General features: G+C 58.6%; 14 protein-coding genes. 7 read left to right on the top strand and 7 right to left on the bottom strand.

What is annotated here, in order from left to right; all coding sequences use genetic code 11:
• The first annotated feature begins 4 nt into the window (after window positions 1–4).
• The 4 genes from BBIA_RS07965 (at window position 5) to BBIA_RS07950 (ending at window position 4,493) form a co-directional block, all read left to right on the top strand.
• Window positions 5–1,069, top strand: a complete 1,065-nt coding sequence (locus BBIA_RS07965) for a LacI family DNA-binding transcriptional regulator (protein WP_033494532.1) — start codon at window positions 5–7, stop codon at window positions 1,067–1,069.
• 240 nt (window positions 1,070–1,309) lie between these two features.
• A complete protein-coding gene (locus BBIA_RS07960) occupies window positions 1,310–2,194 on the top strand; it encodes an aldo/keto reductase (protein WP_051923908.1) in 885 nt (294 codons plus the stop codon).
• 199 nt (window positions 2,195–2,393) lie between these two features.
• Window positions 2,394–3,134 carry an HNH endonuclease family protein gene (locus BBIA_RS07955; RefSeq protein ID WP_033494531.1) on the top strand — a complete coding sequence of 247 codons (741 nt, stop codon included), beginning with the start codon at window positions 2,394–2,396 and terminating at the stop codon, window positions 3,132–3,134.
• Window positions 3,135–3,173: 39 nt separating this feature from the next.
• Complete coding sequence (locus tag BBIA_RS07950) at window positions 3,174–4,493, top strand: Nramp family divalent metal transporter (protein ID WP_033494530.1); 1,320 nt, start codon at window positions 3,174–3,176, stop codon at window positions 4,491–4,493.
• 15 nt (window positions 4,494–4,508) lie between these two features.
• Here the strand turns inward: BBIA_RS07950 and BBIA_RS07945 are convergent, their stop codons facing one another.
• Window positions 4,509–6,212: an MDR family MFS transporter gene (locus BBIA_RS07945; RefSeq protein ID WP_033494529.1), complete on the bottom strand. Its 1,704-nt coding sequence runs from the start codon at window positions 6,210–6,212 to the stop codon at window positions 4,509–4,511.
• A gap of 390 nt (window positions 6,213–6,602) precedes the next feature.
• Here BBIA_RS07945 and BBIA_RS07940 point away from each other — a divergent pair, with 390 nt between their 5' ends.
• Window positions 6,603–8,234: a sugar transferase gene (locus tag BBIA_RS07940; RefSeq protein WP_081892166.1), complete on the top strand. Its 1,632-nt coding sequence runs from the start codon at window positions 6,603–6,605 to the stop codon at window positions 8,232–8,234.
• 96 nt (window positions 8,235–8,330) lie between these two features.
• On the opposite strand, the gene BBIA_RS07935 is transcribed toward BBIA_RS07940, so the two are convergent.
• Window positions 8,331–9,641, bottom strand: coding sequence for an ATP-binding protein (locus tag BBIA_RS07935; protein WP_033494528.1), 1,311 nt, complete (start codon window positions 9,639–9,641; stop codon window positions 8,331–8,333).
• Between the two features lie 226 nt (window positions 9,642–9,867).
• On the opposite strand from BBIA_RS07935, the gene BBIA_RS07930 reads away from it, so the two are divergent.
• Window positions 9,868–11,787 (top strand): DUF4012 domain-containing protein, encoded by a 1,920-nt coding sequence (locus BBIA_RS07930; RefSeq protein WP_152600586.1) that lies wholly within the window; start codon window positions 9,868–9,870, stop codon window positions 11,785–11,787.
• A gap of 110 nt (window positions 11,788–11,897) precedes the next feature.
• Here BBIA_RS07930 and BBIA_RS07925 read toward each other — a convergent pair whose 3' ends face one another.
• Window positions 11,898–13,085, bottom strand: a complete 1,188-nt coding sequence (locus tag BBIA_RS07925) for an ATP-binding protein (protein ID WP_051923906.1) — start codon at window positions 13,083–13,085, stop codon at window positions 11,898–11,900.
• A 210-nt stretch (window positions 13,086–13,295) separates the two neighbouring features.
• On the opposite strand from BBIA_RS07925, the gene BBIA_RS15245 reads away from it, so the two are divergent.
• A complete protein-coding gene (locus tag BBIA_RS15245; protein ID WP_420796693.1) occupies window positions 13,296–13,790 on the top strand; it encodes an ATP-binding protein in 495 nt (164 codons plus the stop codon).
• Window positions 13,791–14,006: 216 nt separating this feature from the next.
• Here the strand turns inward: BBIA_RS15245 and BBIA_RS07920 are convergent, their stop codons facing one another.
• The 4 genes from BBIA_RS07920 to BBIA_RS07905 all read right to left on the bottom strand — a co-directional run bounded on the left by BBIA_RS07920 (window position 14,007) and on the right by BBIA_RS07905 (window position 18,634).
• Complete coding sequence (locus BBIA_RS07920; RefSeq protein ID WP_152600585.1) at window positions 14,007–15,134, bottom strand: hypothetical protein; 1,128 nt, start codon at window positions 15,132–15,134, stop codon at window positions 14,007–14,009.
• A 348-nt stretch (window positions 15,135–15,482) separates the two neighbouring features.
• Window positions 15,483–16,496 carry a nitroreductase family protein gene (locus BBIA_RS07915; RefSeq protein WP_051923905.1) on the bottom strand — a complete coding sequence of 338 codons (1,014 nt, stop codon included), beginning with the start codon at window positions 16,494–16,496 and terminating at the stop codon, window positions 15,483–15,485.
• Between the two features lie 15 nt (window positions 16,497–16,511).
• Window positions 16,512–17,495 carry a glycosyltransferase family 2 protein gene (locus BBIA_RS07910; RefSeq protein ID WP_051923904.1) on the bottom strand — a complete coding sequence of 328 codons (984 nt, stop codon included), beginning with the start codon at window positions 17,493–17,495 and terminating at the stop codon, window positions 16,512–16,514.
• A 17-nt stretch (window positions 17,496–17,512) separates the two neighbouring features.
• A complete protein-coding gene (locus BBIA_RS07905) occupies window positions 17,513–18,634 on the bottom strand; it encodes a glycosyltransferase (protein ID WP_033494525.1) in 1,122 nt (373 codons plus the stop codon).
• Window positions 18,635–18,653 lie beyond the last annotated feature (19 nt).

Here is an 18,653-nt window from a genome sequence, read left to right as displayed (position 1 = left end):
CACCATGGGCGAAACCGTCACGACAGCCAAAAAGCGCGTCACGCTGCGCGACGTCGCCCAAGCGGCCGGAGTGTCGCTCAAAACCGCGTCGAACGTGATCAACGGCAACGGCCGCATGAGCGCCGACACGCGAGCGCGCGTCGAACAGGTCATCAAGGACCTCGGATACCGGGTCAACGTGGCCGCACGCAACCTCAACCGCGACCACACCGGATTCATCACGCTCGCCGTGCCGTCACTCACCGCGCCGTATCTCGCCGAACTTGCCAATCGCATCATCGACGCGGCACGCCAACACGACTACCTCGTGTACGTCACCACCTACGCGGAAGGCTCCGCCAAAGGCGCGCGCGACCTGCTGCGCAACTTCAACGCCAGCGTATCCGACGGCATGATCCTGTCCATGAGCGAGGTCGAGGACATCACGCCCGACGATCTCGCTGTCGACTTTCCGCTCGTCGTGGTGGGCGCGCGCACCACGTGGGGCGTGGCCGACCACGTCACGCCCGACGACACTGCCGCCGCGGCCACCGCAGCCGGATACCTGTACGACCACGGTTCGCGGCGTCTCGCGGTCGTCGGCGCGCGCGACGACTACGACGAGGCCGCGCTACTCAAGGCCGAGGAAGGCAACGCGCAGCTGCGACTGCGTGGATTCATCGAGGAAACGCATCGGCGTGGCATGACCGTCGACCCGCGACTGGTCGGATACACCGGTCAGGATTGGACGATCGGCTCCGGCGCACGCGTCACGCAGCGGCTCATCGACTCGGGCATCCCGTTCGACGGCGTGGTCGCGCTCAACGACCAGCTCGCCATCGGCGCAATCGCCAACCTACGCGCCAACGCGATCGACATTCCCGGCCAGGTGCAGGTGATCGGCTTCGACAACATCGAAGAGGCTGAATACCTGCAAATCCCGCTCACCACCATGGATTCGCGGCTCGAATGGACCGCGCCCACCGCCGTCGAACGCATTCTCGGGCGCATCCGCGGTGAGATCGACAAGCCGGAACTGCTTACCACGCGGGCAGAAGTCATCCCGCGCGCGTCCACGCGGTCCGAGTAATCGTAGTCCGCGCGGTTCGTATCATGCGCTCGCAGACAGGACGTTCACAGTCTTGTAGGTCGCATATATGTTCGCGTCCGTGCCATCCATGCGTGAACAGGCCAATGATGGGACGCAGGCAAGGGGAGTCTTCTTCCGCCACCGCCGTCCCGCGCGATGACGGTCGCAAGCGCCAGCCCGGTATTCCGGTGTTATTGTGAGTTGCAGGACTTACCGCACCACTATTGCAAGGAGGCTGTCATGACGAACATCAACGCATCCGCGCCCGAAACCGCGCCCGCAAACGTACCCTACATCACCCTTAACGACGGCAACAGGATCCCGCAGATCGGCCTCGGCGTGCTGCGCATCGACGACGACGGCGTGGTCCCCGTCGTCGAATCGGCGCTCGCCGCCGGATACCGCCACATCGACGGCGCCGCCGGCTACAACAACGAGGCCGGCGTCGGCCGCGCGCTCGCCGCCACCGGCTACAACGCGGGCGAACAGCGCAAGAGCCTGTGGCTGACTACCAAGCTCAAGGACTCCGAACAGGGCTATGATTCCGCTCGCCGCGCCTTCGACCGCCAGCTCGGCCTGCTGCAGGTCGACTACGTGGACATGTACATGCTCCACTGGCCCACCCCGTTCAACTGGCGCAGTGGAGAGACGTGGAAGGCGTTCGATGAGTTCCGCGCCGAAGGCCGCGTGAAGACGCTTGGCGTGTGCAACTTCCTGCCCGAACACCTCGAACGGCTCCACAAGGAAACCGGTGAATGGCCGGCCATCAACCAGATCGAACTGCACCCGACCTGGCAGCAGCGCGACGTGGTCGCCTACTGCAAGGAGCACGGCATCGCCGTCGAAGCCTACTCGCCCATGGCCCGCGGCGCCGACCTCAACGCAGGCGACGGCACCATCGCGCGCATCGCCGCCGCGCACGGCGTCACCGAAGCGCAGGTGATCCTGCGCTGGCACATCGAAAACGGCACGATCATCATCCCCAAGTCAGTGCACGCCGACCGCCAGAAGCAGAACCTCGACCTGTTCGGCTTCGCGCTCACGCCGGACGAGCATGCCGCCATCGACGCGCTCGACGGCCCCACGCGCGCCGGCCACGACCCGCTCACCTTCACCTACGCCTGATCGGATCCCGGAATATACGGTTTTTCTTTTTGGCGAGGCAAGACGCGGGATCCTTGGAAACCTGTATGTACCACCACCTCAAGCCCCCTCCGACGAGGGGCTGTCAGCGAGGCTGACTGGGGGAGAGGACTTCCCGACACCTATACGAAGCCGATGAACTCGGTTGCATTCCGTCCATCGATCCGTAAGGATTCCGGTCATGTCACGTCGACGTCCTACCCACTTTCGCAAACGCCGGTTCGACCCGTCCACGCCGGGCGGACGCGTGACGGTATTGCTGCTGGCCGCCGCGTTCGCCGGAGTGTCGGTCGGGCTGATCCTGCCGCACGTCAGCCCGACCGTCGGGCAGATCGTCGGCCTGTACACGGCCAGCGGCCCGGCTGCGGACGCGCTCGCAACGCTCGTCGTCGACGACGAGCCGAGCACAGCCGGCTACGATCGCGACCTGTTCGCCTACCGCCAGACCGACGACGACGGCAACGGCTGCGACGTGCGCGACGACGTGCTCGCCCGCGACCTGGCCGACGTCACGTATCGCGCGGCCGGCAGCTGCCAGGTCCAATCCGGCACGCTCGACGACCCGTACACCGGGCAGACCATACGGTTCGCGCGAGGAAGTGACACCAGTGCGGCCGTGCAGATCGACCACATCGTCGCGCTCGAAAACGCGTGGCAGTCCGGAGCGCGCGATTGGGATGCGGCCACGAGACGCCGGTTCGGCAACGACATGAACAATCTTGTTGCAGTGGATGGTCCGGCCAATCAGGACAAAGGATCCGCCTCGGCCGCATACTGGCTTCCCACGAACGCCGAGTATCGTTGCGAATACGTGGCACGACAGATCGGCGTCAAAGCCGCGTACGGGCTCACCGTCACCACCGCGGAACAGCGGGCCATGCAGGCCGTGCTGCGCTCGTGCCCGGCGCAGGAATTGTTATAGCTGCATTCGTAACATAGGCGCGCTATAACGGGCCGCGCTATGGAAGAGAATAATCAGATCGAACAACCCACCACCGAACTCGACGTCGAACGCGCGCACGTCGCGGAACAACAGCGCGTCCGCGGATCGAAACGCACCAACGGACGCCACGGGCACGCGCTCGCGTCCATCCTCGGCCCGGCGTTCGTGGCGGCCGTCGCCTACGTGGACCCAGGCAACGTGGCCGCCAACATCACATCCGGCGCACGATACGGCTACCTGCTCGTATGGGTGCTGGTGCTCGCCAACGCAATGAGCGTGCTCATCCAATACCAATCCGCAAAACTCGGCATCGTCACCGGCAAATCGCTGCCGGAACTGCTCGGTGAACGCCTCAGCGACGCCGGGCGGTTCATGTTCTTCATGCAGGCGGAGGTCATCGCCATCGCCACTGACCTAGCCGAGGTGATCGGCGGCGCCATCGCCCTCAACCTGCTGTTCGGACTGCCGCTGTTCGTCGGCGGACTCGTGATCGGAGCGATCTCCACCGTGCTGCTGTGGTTCCAAGGCGGCAAAACGCACCGACTGTTCGAGAAGATCGTGATCGCGCTGCTGCTGGTCATCACGTTCGGATTCATCTTCGGCCTGTTCATCGCGCCGCCGAACCCGGCCGACGTGCTCGGCGGCCTGATCCCGCACTTCACCGCCACCGACTCGGTGCTCATGGCCACGTCCATGCTGGGCGCGACCGTCATGCCGCATGCCATCTACCTGCACTCCACGCTCGTCAACGACCATTACGGGCCGGGGGAGAAGAAGCCGAGCGTGCGCCAGCTGCTCCATGGGTCGAAGATCGACGTGGCGTGGGCGCTGCTGCTGGCCGGTTCGGTGAACGTGGTGCTGCTCATCATCGCCGCGAACTCGCTGTATGGCATGAAGGGCACCGATTCGATCGAAGGCGCGCAGCATGCGATCGTGTCGGTGCTGGGGCCGGTCGTGGGCACGATCTTCTCGATCGGGCTTTTGGCATCTTCGCTGAGCTCCACGTCGGTGGGCACGTACGCCGGTTCCGAAATCATGCACGGGCTGCTGCGCATCAAGGCTCCGATGTGGGCGTGCCGCGTGGTCACGCTCGTGCCGGCGCTCATCGTGCTGTGGTTCGCGCCGAACCCCACACAGGCGCTGGTGGTCGGTCAGGTGATTTTGTCGATCGGCATTCCGTTCGCCATCATCCCGCTCATGCGCTATACGCATGACCGCAAGCTCATGGGCGAATACGTGGACGGCACGGCCAAGCACGTGATCTTCATCGCCGTGGCCGCGCTCATCGTGGCGCTCAACGTGCTGCTCATCGCGCTCACGCTGCTCGGCAAGGCGTGAGCGAGTCGGCGGCGGTCAGTGCTCGCGGGCCGCGCGCAGCTTCGCCGCGGCCTTCTGCGCCGCCTCGTGCGAGGAGCCGGCGCCGTCGCCCTTGACGCCGAAGATCACGATGAGCATCTGCACGAATACGAGGAACGCGCTCACGCGCAGCGTCCACTGCGTGCCGAAGATGCTTGCTGCGATGTGGTCGCCGCCGTGCAGCTTGGTGAGCGTTTCCATGAGGATCACCAGCACCGGTGCGCCGATCGCGCCCGCTATCTGACGGACGGTGTTGGTGACGGCCGAGCCGGCGGACACCTCGTCGTGTTCGAGGCAGTTGAGCGACCACGTGGTGATCGGCATGATGATGAAACCCATGCCGATTTGCCGCACGAACTGCCAGATAGACACCCACCAGATCCACGTGTGTAGGTCGATCAGGCTCATCATGATGGTGCCGAACAGCAGGATCATCGTGCCGGACAGTGCCACCGGGCGTGCGCCGAGCCGGTCGAGCAGCTTGCCGCCGAAATACTGGGAGATGCACATGCCGAACGCGCCCGGCATCATCACGAGGCCGCTGATCGTGGCGGAGTAGCCGCGGTCGTTCTGGATGTAGAGCGGCATGATGACCATGATCGAGCTGAACGCGAAGAAGCTCAGCGCCGCGCAAATGGTGCCGACGGTGAAGCTGCGGTTCTTCAATACGCCGAGGTCGAGCAGCGGGGGCTGGGGGCGACGCTGCGGCTGGCGCGTTGCGGACGACGATGATGTCGACGATTCCGCCGACGACGGTGCCGCGGACGGTGCTGCCGTTGACGACGACTCCGACGTGGCCGCCGACGACGCAGCCGGTGCCGCGTTCAACGCCGCCGTCTCCGCCGCATACCGCCGCGCCCCGCGCACCTGTCGCATCACGAACCACACGATGCCGACCAGGCCGATCAGCATGGCCAGCCACACCATCGGATGCGTGAACGGATACGCCTCGATGTTGGTGAACCCGAACATGAGTCCGCCGAAGCCGATTACCGAGAGCGCTACGGAGAAGAAGTCGGCGCGCGCGTCCGGATCGTTTGTGCCGAAGTTGCGCAGACCGAACAGGGCGAGCAGCAGCGAGACGACGCCGATCAGCGTGAGCGTGAGGAAGATGGACCGCCAGCCGTTCGCGTCGGTTTGGATGCCGCCGAGCGTGGGGCCGATCGCGGGGGCGACGCTCATGGCCACGCCGACCGTGCCCATGGCCGCGCCGCGCCGTGACAGCGGATAGATGGAGAACACGGTGATCTGGAGCACCGGCCACATGACGCCCGTGCCGATCGCCTCGAGCAATCGGCCGGCCAGCACCATCAGAAACGACGAGCCGACCCAAGCCAGCGCCGAACCAATGGTGAACACGATCATCGACGTGATGACGATCTGCCGCGTGGAGAAACGGCGGGTCAGGAATGCGGTGAGCGGCACCATCACGCCCATGACGAGCTGGAAGATGGACGTGAGCCATTGACCCGTGGTCACGGAGATGCCGAATTCGGAGACGATGGTCGGCAGTGCCGCGCTCAGCTGGAGTTGTGTGAAATTGCCGACAAACGTGATGAACGTGAGGATCGCGATGGATGCGAACGCCGCGTGCGTCAGGTGCCCGTCGACGAACGATTCCTCGTGGCTGAGCGCGCGGGATAGGGCTTTGCTGTGAATCGTGTGATTGCTTGTCTCGCTGTGGTTTTCGCGTTCCGCCATGAGCCGCCTTCTTCCCTCACCTCGCTAAAATGACCTAGATACTCTACGCCTACCCGTGGGCATCGCCGTGCGTGTTCCGTTTGCGGCATGTCCCGTGTTCTGTTTCCATGTGTTCCGTTTGCAAATGTGCTTCCAACGTGTTCGCGTCGCGTGTCGGGAGCGTGCCTGGCGAGGTTTGCGGGCGGGAGGTGTTCGCGCGTTTCGCGCCGTTCGCGTAGTTCGCGCAATTTATGAGACGACTTCATGCTCTGTTTACCCCCTTACGGCTATAGTATGGTGGAGTTGTGCCGGTCAGGTCGGAGCGGTGTCGGAAGTAGGAGTTTCCGGTCGTCGCGCCACTTGCCGAACCGGCGAAAACCGTAGGGAAGCAGAGTAAAAGAGAACACGCGGATGAAGTCTGAATCCGAAACCACCGCATCGCCCCGGACGGGCGCGCCGCGCAGGGTCGCGGGCAATTCCGGAGCGCCACGCAACGGCAAGCCCGGCAAGTCCGACACTGCCAGCTCGTCGTCGCGCATGTTGAACGATTACCGCGCGCATCAGCTGTCGCGCGTCCAGCAGTGGCGTTTCTTTCTGAACGTGGCGCTGCTGCTGTGTGACTGCGCCATGTTTCTGATCGGTTCGGCCACCGGCCTGCTGTTGTTCCGTCATGTCGGTCGCGCGTCGTTCATCGCCTCTCCGGTGTTCGGCGTGACCGTGTATCTGCTGATCGGCGCGTTCGTGTGGGCGGTGTGCCTGCGCCATGCGGGCATTTATCACCGGCATGTGATGGGCGACGGCTACCAGCTGGTGCCGATGATCATCAAGGCTGCGTGCGTGAGCTGGGTTACGCTGTGCGCGGTGAACTACATTTTCGCCGTGAGCCTGCCGCTGCCGACCATCACCGCGATGGTCGTGCTGTCTTGCCTGTTGACGATTGTCGAACGCATGGCCGCGCGGGGACTGATCACGCGCGACCGGCGCAAGGGCGCGTACACGTATGCGACGATCGTGGTCGGTTCGCCCGATGGCATTGCGCACACGCTCAGGTTTCTCGCCGACCGCACGCAGCTGAACTACAATCCGGTCGCGATCTGCCCGATTCGCGAGACCGCGGACGGTACGGTCGTGTCCGCGAGCCTGTCCGACGCCGAGTTGGAGAAGCTGTCGCAGGCGTGGGATGTGAACGATCTGCCCGTGCTCGCGTATGATGCGCGGCTGGGCGAGACCGCGGTGCGCATGAAGGCACAGACCGTGATGGTCGCAGACGTGCTGCGCCGCGATTCGGACAATTTCGCCGCGTTTTCGCTTGGACTGGAGTCGCTTGGCCTAGAGATTTCACTGCTCACGTCCGCCGCGGACATTGCGGGCCACCAGCTGTCGGTGCGCACGTTGAAGGGTGTGAACATCCTGACGATCAGCTTGCCGCAGTACGGCATCGCGACGCGGATTTCCAAGCGCCTGTTCGATATCGTCGTGTCGGCGATCCTGATCGTGCTCACGTCGCCGTTCATGATCGGCACGGCGATCGCGATCAAGCTGGACGACCACGGGCCGATCTTCTACAAGCAGAAGAGGATCGGCGTGCGCGGCAAGCCGTTTGAGATGATCAAGTTCCGTTCCATGGTGGTGAACGCGGACGCGCTCAAGAAGAAGCTGGCCAAGGAAAACGGTCAGGAGAAGCGTTTCATCTTCAAGATGAAGGACGATCCGCGCATCACGCGCGTGGGCCATATCACCCGCAAGTTCTCGCTCGACGAGCTGCCGCAGTTCTTCAACGTGTTCCGGGGCGACATGTCCATTGTGGGCCCGCGCCCGCCGCTGCCCGAGGAATACGCGATGTACGACGACATCTACGCCCTGCGCATGCTGGTGCGCCCCGGCATCACCGGCCCGTGGCAGGTGTCCGGACGCTCCGACCTGAGCGAGGAGGAAAGCCGCCAGCTCGACGTCGCATACGTGCAGAACTGGTCCATCCTTGGCGACATCGTCTACATCTTCCGCACCATCGGCGTGGTCCTCAACCCCAAGGGCGCCTACTGACGGTTCTGACTGGTTTCTGATGCTTATTCAGAGACCAGTCAGGGCGGAGATATTCGTTGCTGGTTCCGTCGGTCTCTATAATCCCGGAGTATTTGGTTATACCCCGAGCGTGCCGATCGGGATCACGTAGATTCCGTCTTCTCGTTGGTACGCGAAGTTTCCAATGCCTACCAGAACGGCGAGAAATTCAGGTGTTCTGGTTCTTGCCCCGGGGTTTTTCAACAGCTTGTTGCGCAGCCGCAGCAGGTTGGCGCTGGCTTCGGGGACCTTGTCTGCGCTGGATTTAATCTCGATCCCAGCCCATCTGCCGTCGGCAAGTTCGATGATTGCGTCGCATTCCAAGCCGGAATCGTCATGGTAGTATCGTACGGGTTCCATGCCGATATCTGGCAGCGCTCGTGCATAGACCAAAAGGTCTCGGATACATAGGTTTTCGAACAGGAAGCCGAATGTCTGCCAGTCATCGATCAATGCCTTTGGATTCATGCCCAGAATGGCTGCCGCGATGGATGGATCGGCGAAATACCGATGGGGTTTGGTCTGCAGTCGCTTTGGGTCTCGTGCTGGCGGTACCCATCCTTTGATCGGATCGATAAGGAACATGTCCTCAAACATGTTTGCGTATTCGGAGACGATTCGTTCCGAAACGAAGTTGTCGGGATTCTCCTCCATTCCGTACATGTCTTTGCGCAGCGTCCGGAACGTGGCGGATTGGCTGATGTTGCGGGCCAGCGAGTTCGCGAGTCTTCTTGCGACATCCGGGTTTTTGCCGAGTCGACTGACGCTTTCGGTTATAGTGAGGCGGATATATTCGCGGATAAGTATTTGCGCGTCCGAAACCGTTATGTCGTAGGCTTCCGGCCATCCGCCTCGGCATACAGCCTCGAGCAGAGTTTGTGTTTCGACCGTGGTTTGCGCGGGATCGAATTGGTGTTCGAACAGTCCGTGCAGGCTGACTATCCCTGAAGAAATTCCCGACTCATACAAGCTCATTGGACTCATACGGATGCGGCCTATGCGCCCGGCCCCGCTGTGTTGGGGCATGTCCTGCTTGCGTGGGGTGGATGATCCAGTCAACAGCCACTGTCCTTTGCTGCCCGGTTCGTCATCAACGCGATGGCGGACTTCGTCCCAGATTGCCGGCACCAGCTGCCATTCATCCACTACATGCGGACGGTCGCCGATTAGCATCAGCGAAGGATCGGCCTTGGCGACGGATATGTTGTTGCTGCGATCCACATACGTGATACTTGCTGCATGCGCTCGCGCGGACCACGTTTTGCCGCACCATTTCGTTCCCGCGATTTCAACCGCTCCGAAAATACGCTGATAACGCTCGATCTGCGCGTCAACGATACGAGGACGGTATCCAAGCGGGGTGATGTCATGTGCATTTGAACTGTTCATATAGACGCCTTTTCTGTATTTGAGTGAGTGCGTACAAGAATCCGAATACTATGATAACAAGAATCCGAATAGCGGAATGACAAAAATCCGAATTGTTGAATGACAAGAATCCGAATGATAGTAGGATTCGGCACCTCCTAGAGCCCACTGCGATCACCCCCCTCTACTACACTGAAACCCGGTTTTGTGTGGTGGAGGGGGTTTCGTTTCGCACGGAGTGTGAGGCGTGCAAACGAAGCCCGTCTACGGAAGGAATGGTGATCGACCGGTGGCCGACGACGAGTTCACGTTCATGACCGATGAGAACGCCAACGGCAGCGCGGCCGACGGTGGCAACGGGGGAGTCGAGTCGCCGGTCCAGCAGCCGCATCATCACCGCCGTCGCATGAGCCCGCAGCACATTCGCCGCATCAAGCGCCGCCGCCGCATCAAGCGCATCCTGATTGGCCTGCTGATCGTGCTGCTCGCGCTCGCCGGCATCGCCGTATGGTTCGGTGTGTCCGCGATGAAGACAAAGAACGAGATCCAGCAGGCCGTGTCGGTTGCGACCGGACTGCAGGATTCGCTGAGCGGCGGCGACACGTCCACGCTCGACAAGACGATCGACCAGTTCTCCGTGCACGTCGGTAAGGCATACGGCGAGACCAGCTCCGTGTTGTGGGCCGTCGCCGCGCGCACCCCGTACTATGGCAACGACATTTCCGCCGTGCGCACTGCGGTCACCGCGCTCGAGAACATTTCCTCGCAGGGCTTGCCCGCGTTGAGCGATGCGCTGTCCACCATGAATCTCGACAGTATCAGCGTCTCGAACGGCACGATCAGCGTGCCCGGCGTGGACAAGGCCGCCGACAGTCTCAAGCAGGCTGACACGGTGATCACGAACGCGAACCATTCGCTCGCCGCCGTGCCCACGACGCATATCCAGCAGGTGACCGACGCGATCGGCAAGGCCAAGGACTATCTCGACAAGATCGGCGACACGGTGCACAACGCGTCCGTGTTCGCCCAGCTCGCCCCGAAAATGCTCGCCATGGACGGCCAGACCCGCACGTACCTGATCCTCGCCCAGACGAACGCGGAGATTCGCCCGACGGGCGGCATGCCCGGTTCGTGGGGTACGATGACGATCACGAACGGCAAGGTCGACATGCACGAGTTCGTCGCCGAGTCGACGGTGAAGACTCCAGCCACGCCGATTGTGCCGCTGACCGGCGAGGAAACAACGCTGTTCACGAACAAGCTTGGCCGCGTGCCGCAGGATGTGAACTTCACCCCCGATTTTCCGCGTACTGGCGAGATCGCCAGTGCGTTGTGGACGAATACGTATAAGACCAAGATCGACGGCGTGATCGCGATCGACCCGGTGTTCCTGCAGAACATGCTGACTGTTACCGGCGGCGTGACGTTGGAGGACGGTACCACGATCGACGGTACGAACGCCGCGAAGTTCCTGTTGAGCGACGTGTACGCGCATCAGGAAGTGAGCAATCAGGACGAGTACTTCAGCGCGGCCGCGGCGAGCGCGTTCAAACACATCATGGAGCAGTCGGGCGAGCCGAAGGCGTTCATGAAGGCGATCACCACGTCCGTGACGAACGGCCACATGCTGGTGTGGAGTGCTAATGCGGACGAGCAGAAGCTGCTTGAGGAGACGCCGATTTCCGGCAATCTGGTCACCAAGGCCACCGATCCGCAGGTGGGCGTCTACTTCTCGGATATCACGCAGTCGAAGATGGACTGGTACCTGAAGCGCGAGATTTCCACCGAGTTCGACAAGACGGCCGAGAACGGTGCGAACCAGTATACGGTGCACATCAAGGTGACCAACATGATGACAGCCGACGAGGTTGCGTCCACGCCGCAGTACGTGCTCGGCGACCAGCTGGAGGGCATTGCGAACGGTCAGATCAAGACCGCGATGTTCCTGTACGCGCCCGCCGGCGGCCGTCTGGTCGATTGGAAGCTGAGCGACGGCAGCAAGCTGGACGGCATCGCCGTGCACGACGGGCTGACGCTCGGCCTCAAGACCTTCCTGCTCAGCCCCGGCGAATCCCTCGAAATCACCGCCCACGTCCAAACGGCTCCCGGCGTAAGCACACCGCCCACCCTCCGTCAGACTCCGCAGATCGAAGGCCGCACCGACTGAGCTTGCTTTTTGGTCTGGAATCTTTCCGTTTCTATGGATTGTGAATCTTGATGATGATGCTCGAAAATGTGCGCAAGGCGCATCATTGCGCCTTGCGCACTGACAAAGCACTAGGGAAGTACCGTGTCTTTTCCGAGCAGCCAGTCGATGATGTTGACGTATCGGATGCCGTCTTCACTTGAGGTTGCCGGCGTGTCCAGTGCGAAGATATATCGCGGTTCGTATCCTCCGATGGCCCGCAATGAGGCGGTTTCCCTGTTCAATGTCTCCGCGTCGTGGATGGTCAGGGCTACTTGAATGTAGGCATTGGCGTATTGTTCTTTGACGACGAAATCAACCTCCCGTCCTTCGATGTTGCCGACGAGGACGGGATATCGGCGTCTGATCAGTTCTAGGTATACGATGTTTTCCACCATGTGACCGATGTCTTCGGATCGGTACCCGGTGACGTAATTGCGTAATCCCGTGTCGACCGCGTAATACTTGGCCAATGATTTGAGATAGTCCTTGCCTTTGAGGTTGTATCGTTGCGCCTCATAGAACAGCATGCCGTCCGTCAGGTAGTCAATATAGTTGTCAACGGTGGGTTGCGAGATCTTGTGTCCGGCTGATGTGAGCGCTCCTTGTATTTTATTGGCGGAAACGAGGGAACCGGCGTGGGCGAACATGTATCTGGAGATGCGCTTGAGCGCGGTCATGTCGCGGATTGCGTGACGTTCCGACACGTCATTGACCAGTACCGTGTTGTATACGCCCTCAAGATAGCTTGACATGGATTGCGGGTTATCCGCGAAATGGAGCATTTCTGGGAAGCCTCCCCATTCGAGGTATTGGTAGAACCTTCTCTGAGTGTCCGGTTCGGTTGATGCCAGACTGAATTCCGCGAATGATAGGGGGAGGACCGGTATGGTCATGAATCGTCCGGATAATAGCGTTGCCAGTTCGGACGACAGCATGTGTGCATTTGAGCCGGTTACGTATACGTCGGTGAAGTCGCGCGCGTACAAGCTTTCCACGGCGTCTTCGAACCCGGGGCATCGTTGCGCCTCGTCGATGAAGATGTAGTTCATGCCGTCGGGCTGCATGCGAGAGAGCACGTATTGGTGGAGCGCATGTTTCTCTCTCAGTTCTTCGTTCTCGAAGAGGTCCAGATCGACGGTGATGATTCGTTGTTCCGGTATTCCTTGAGCGACAAGTCGTTGCCGATAAAGTTTGAGCAGCGTGCTCTTGCCGCTGCGGCGCACCCCGGTGACGACTTTGATGACGTGCTTGTCCCGGAGGGATTCGATCCAGTTCAAGTATGTTGTACGTTCGACCGTGTTTGCGGTAATTCTCACATTCATATTATGAATTATAGCATGAACGACGATGTTTTCAAACTGTACTTTGAAAAACTATAGCAAAAATCATATTCATAAAAGATATCTGAGATTCGGGCGACGTGGTTCGTTGGTAAAGCTGTCTTTCCTGATTGGGGTGTGTAAAGGACGTGCGGTTTCATCAGGTGTGTGATCACCGGCAAAAACTGGATCATCTGCGCCCTGGCCCGACAGGCGTGCCGCAACCGGTACCGCGCCCGCTACACCCGCATCCCCGACCTCGAGGAGGAATGGCGTCAGGCTGACGGGCCCCATGGACGCTCGAAACTGCTCAAACGATACAGCGCGTATGCGGTCCTTGCGCTCGACGAATGGTTGTTCGACCCGCCCGAGGGGAGCGCTTCCGCGCCTTTCTGTTCGAGCTTATGGAACGACGCCATGACACCGGCAGAGCACCCTGTTTGCCGCCCAATACCCCTAGAAGGATTGGCACCAGCGACTCGGCGGCGGCACCCACGCCGATGCCATTATGGACAGGATTGTGCACAACACCACTTGGATAGAAATCGGCGACTGAAACATGCGCGAACACGCCACCGGCAAGGAACCATCAACAAGCCACAGCAAACAAGGACGACACCGGCGGTGTCCAACACCACGCACATAGGTGCCGTCCCGCAGTAACCAAAGTACCGGAATAACACCCGGCACTCAACCCTCCAAAATTTTTTGCCATTGAACAGATGCCAACAACCTTTGATGGCAAAGCCTGAGCACGAGTCTCGCCTTGATTCGGTGTATCATTATCGATACTTCTCATCATACGTCCATCGCATGGATAGAAGGAGGCCCGACAAGTGTGGGATGCAACAAAGTTGCCGCACCTATATCATTCAGTGGTCAAACCTTCGAAGAATTTAATATACGTACAGGATTATATGTAGTATTTGCAAACCGGAGTATGATCCAATCGTTGATTTTTAACAGAGCTAACAACGGTATAAAAGTACTGGCAAACACGGCAAAGATATTTTGTGTGCTATAGCCCATGCACATTGCGCAGCAAAAACCCATATACGCATACAAATATCTATAGGATATCTTGGATGTGCTGATCATCAACGAATCGAATTTGATGACGAAAAATTCAAACATAATGGTGAAGAAAAACGGGAAAGCTGGGAAATAGTCATAACCCGTTCCCAGTACCGGGGCAATTAGAGTTGAATTATTTATGTTGTTATAGCTATTGAAATAGTAATTGATTCTGTTGGTTTGGTCGACATAGTTGGAGACAAAAGGAACGCTACCTAAGAAGTCATTGAAGAAAGTAGATAGGTTAATTTGTCTATGATATGTGGAATGCATATCGATCATTTGACCTACTAGCCTTGGGCCGGCGAAATAATCTTGGAATTGTGCGGTCATCGTTGCAGTCATCAATTGAATGTTATTTGTTCCATTCAATGCATATGAGAATTTGAACAGAGATATATTGATGAAGCCGACTATGCAGATAATGGCGGCAAGAATATACGCAGTTTTGGGAATGCGCTTGAAGAGGAGACTTAGGAAGTACAGGCCGATTACGGCCGCGAAAATCATGCGTATGCGTGTGATACTGATATTGAAGTATACATTGACAAGGACGACAACGATTGCGCAGAAGATAAAGAATCCGCTGCGCCATCGGTCATATGCGCGTTTACAAAGGATGAGCAGCACGCAGAATAGCACAATTTTGCTAGTGTTGCCTAGAATAACAAAAATGCCGCTGCCAGCGGTGTCCTCCGCTTGCCGGGTAGCCACGGTTTGCACATTGTCAGAGTTTACGTCCGCGGGAAGCACGAGAACGGGTTTCACTGCCAAGGTGAGCAGAAAGGCCAACACACCGTAGAGGCCGATGATGCCTATATGTTCACCGCGTGCGTCTATGGCCCGTTGCTGGGGTAGCGCATGTGTATGGCGTGAATAATGACGAATCGCGATGTACAAGGTTACAAAGACGGTTATCTCTTCGATGCTCATCAATACGATTGCCTGAAGCATGACCTTTGACGATGGATCAGGTCCCCACCCCCATTTGATTAATCCATCGGAATACACGGTGAAAAAAGGGGTTGCTACGTAACGAATGAAAATAACTGCGTTCGAGAAATAGTACAGAAGGCTCAATCTGTAGGTGCGTTTCGAACTGATGCCAATGAAGAATAGTGCGCTGACGACAGAGTACAGTAGAGGAAGAAAGAAAACGTACTCGTACATATCGTTGGTATTGACGCACAGGCAATAGATGGAAACTACCAACGAAATGCCACTCAGCAGACACAACTTCATTATTCTTCTTCCTCTTATAAGCCGTGTATGGGGACGATTTTAGTCTTTGAACACCTTGTTGATGGTGAACCTATGCGATGTACAGGTAAAAGTTTTATTAGGAAAATGCCCGACTGCAATATACATGATGAAGACCTCATAATCCGGGATTCCCAGCAGCTGTCTGGTTTTCTCTTCGACGTCGCGATAGAACATGGCGTTGAGCGGGCAAGCAGCAATGGATTCGTACTCCAACGCATACAGCATGGACATGCCGAACAGGCCCCCATCGACATATGCCTCATTGCGTTCGTTTTCGCTCATGAATGCGCGGAGATCGGCGGTGATGAGCAGCAGTCCGGGAGGGCATGCATACCCGCCGAATCCGCCTTGGAGTTTCAGGATTTGTGATACCAGATCGGGATTCGTATACAGTCGGATGCGAGCTGGTTGTCTGTTGCACACGGAGGGGGAGCGCAATGCGATATGCACGGCCTCCTCGATCTGTTCATGCGTGATAGGAACGTCCTCACGAAACGACCGGACCGAATGACGATGCTCGGCGAGTTCGGCGAAACCGATTTCTTTGTTGTGGCTTTTGCTCTCGGCGGTGATGGTCATGAACCCGTTGCCGCGCGGTGCGACGACGATATCCTGCCACACGTCGGAGGGCATCATGTGCTGCAGGAACGTAATGTCCTTGCCGGCGTCGAGGTGCCGGGCACGGTATTCAGCTAACGCGCTTATAGCCTCCCGGTAGATATCGTTGGCGTGCCATTGCGGGTCGATCCGCTTCATGACGCCGAACAGTCTAGACAAATGTTGCAAGGCCACTTTGCCGCGCCCGTACCCGTAGTGGTCGAAGGTGAATCCCTTCTCCAGTTGATGCGTGTAGAAGATCATGCGTGCTTCCACACCACCAATCTCTTGTACTCCGTTGTAGGCCTCCCAACGGGAGAAGCGCTTCGCCTGCGCGAGATAATTCCGCCTGAGCGTATGGAATGACCGCTTCCTTCTTGTCCAGATCAGGAAGGACTCGGGCAACATGCTTTTGATGACATTCTTCAATCCCATGATGGACTTGCCCTCCTACTTTCCCTTGATTATGGACTTTACTATATTGCGTATGGCCGAATAGGCGCCTAAGACACCTGCGTCCAGCAGAACCATCTTGCACCTATAGGTCAAAGGAACTCCGTCATTCCGTAGAGACTTCGATTCGTCGGAAATAAGAGCGGCCACGGACCTCGCTACAGCACGATCGTTCGCATAGATGTAATGCGCGAACAAATGGTCGAGCATGTTGATGTCGGCGGCGATGAGTAGTTCTCTGTCATCGTGGAATGCGGCCCTCATCTCCCGGAACGATGTCACCTCGTCCTTGTAATAGGAAAGCTGCTTCTCCTGAGAACGTCCGATGATTGAGTCACTTCGCACTTGATATCGATACAAGCAGTCGGGGAGCGCGTACACTTTGTTGGCTCGGGATATGACGCGATAGGTCACCGCCACATCTTCCGCAACGCGGCCAACGGGGAACGTGATCCCTTGATATAGCGACCTTTGCGCGACGAATTGCCATGCGTGCGATGGGATGACGCCTCGGACAATGTTCCACAGTACGTCACGCCTATGATTCGCGTGATCGGTCAGATTGGCGGGCAGGGCGTATTTCCTCGCTCTGCCCGGGACCGTGTATCCGAAATACACCACATCCACCGTGGAATCCATATGAATGGCGTGAGCGCATAACTCGAGCAAATCGTTTTCGATGGCATCATCCGAATCCACGAACAGAACAAATTCGCCGCGTGCTGCGTCTAGTCCGGTGTTGCGGGCGCCGGAAAGCCCCTTATTGGTTTGGTGGATGACCCTGACACGGGTGTCTTTTGCCGCCCATCGATCGCATTTTGCCGGGCAATCATCCGGAGATCCGTCATCGACGAGAATGAGTTCGAAATCGTCGAAGGACTGTCCCAGTATGCTCGCCACACATGTGTCCAGATACTGTTCTACCCCGTAAACCGGTGCCACCACGGAAAACAGTGGGGCGGTCTCATGCTGCTGTGTCATATTCGTCTCAGGCATCCTTACCTCAGGTATTCTTCTTGGATTCGGGTGAGCATCGTGTCGACGGTGAAGTTGTCGAGGAACGTCTTTCTGACGGTGTCCGGATCGTAGGCATCCGCAAGCACGGTTTCAACGGCTCTCGCCCCTGCGTCGGCATCTCCCACAGGGAACATCAGACCATTGCCATGGGGACGCACGATTTCGGTGTTGCCAGTGGTCCGAGTCGCCACGATCGGGACGCCTGCGCGTAGCGCCTCGACCGGGGAATAAGGGAACCCCTCATACAGTGAGGTCAACAGGTATACGTCGAAGGCAGAAACCACCAGCTCGGCGTCTGCGCGGTAGCCGAGCAGATGGACATGGTCGTCGATACCGTGTTGCCGGCAGAAATCCGCCACCCGATTATGATACGGGCCGTCGCCGATGTATACGAAATGTACATCAGGGTTGTTTACAATGACCTTTTTCGCAATGCGGGCGAACGTCATCGGGTCTTTCTGATCCACCAAACGCGCGGTGACTCCGACGACGGGCACGTTCTGGGGCAGCCCCAGCTTGCTGCGCGATTCCTCTTGCGACGGCACCGCGATGTCCGGGATGCCGTTGTAGATAACCTTGAACTTCGATGGTCTGTCCAGATTATGAGACAATGCGCTTTGCTTCTCGCCTTGCGACACGTTGAACGTCAGCGTGGTCATATGACGACTGAAGAACCGCTCGATTGCGATGAATGCACGACGCTTGGTCCCCGAGAACTCCGGAGCGAGGAAGGAATACGCATGCGGTGTGTAGAACACCTTCTTCACGCCCGTACTCTTCGCCGCGGCCCGGCCGATGATACCGGCCTTGGAACTATGGCAATGCACGATGTCCGGGTGAAGGTCCCTGATCACGGATTTGATGAACCGATACGCTTTGATTTCCTGTTTTGGACTGATTTCACGAACCAGATGCGCGCACGGAATCATGGTGGCCTTGGCCATCATCTCGGGCATCGCGTCACGATAGTAATCATCCATGCGGGATGTACCGTAAATCACCGTCACATCAAAACGACTCTGGTCTACGCCTCGTACGATGTCTGCGACGTTTCGTCCGCAGCCTCCCATCGCCTCTTGAATGATGAGCAGCTTCTTCCGCATGTATTCTCTTCCCTCCTCA

This window comes from Bifidobacterium biavatii DSM 23969 (genome assembly GCF_000741165.1).
Classification (GTDB): domain Bacteria; phylum Actinomycetota; class Actinomycetes; order Actinomycetales; family Bifidobacteriaceae; genus Bifidobacterium; species Bifidobacterium biavatii.
The sequence above is the reverse complement of the archived record's forward strand: the minus strand, read 5'-3'. Positions and strand labels throughout refer to the sequence as shown.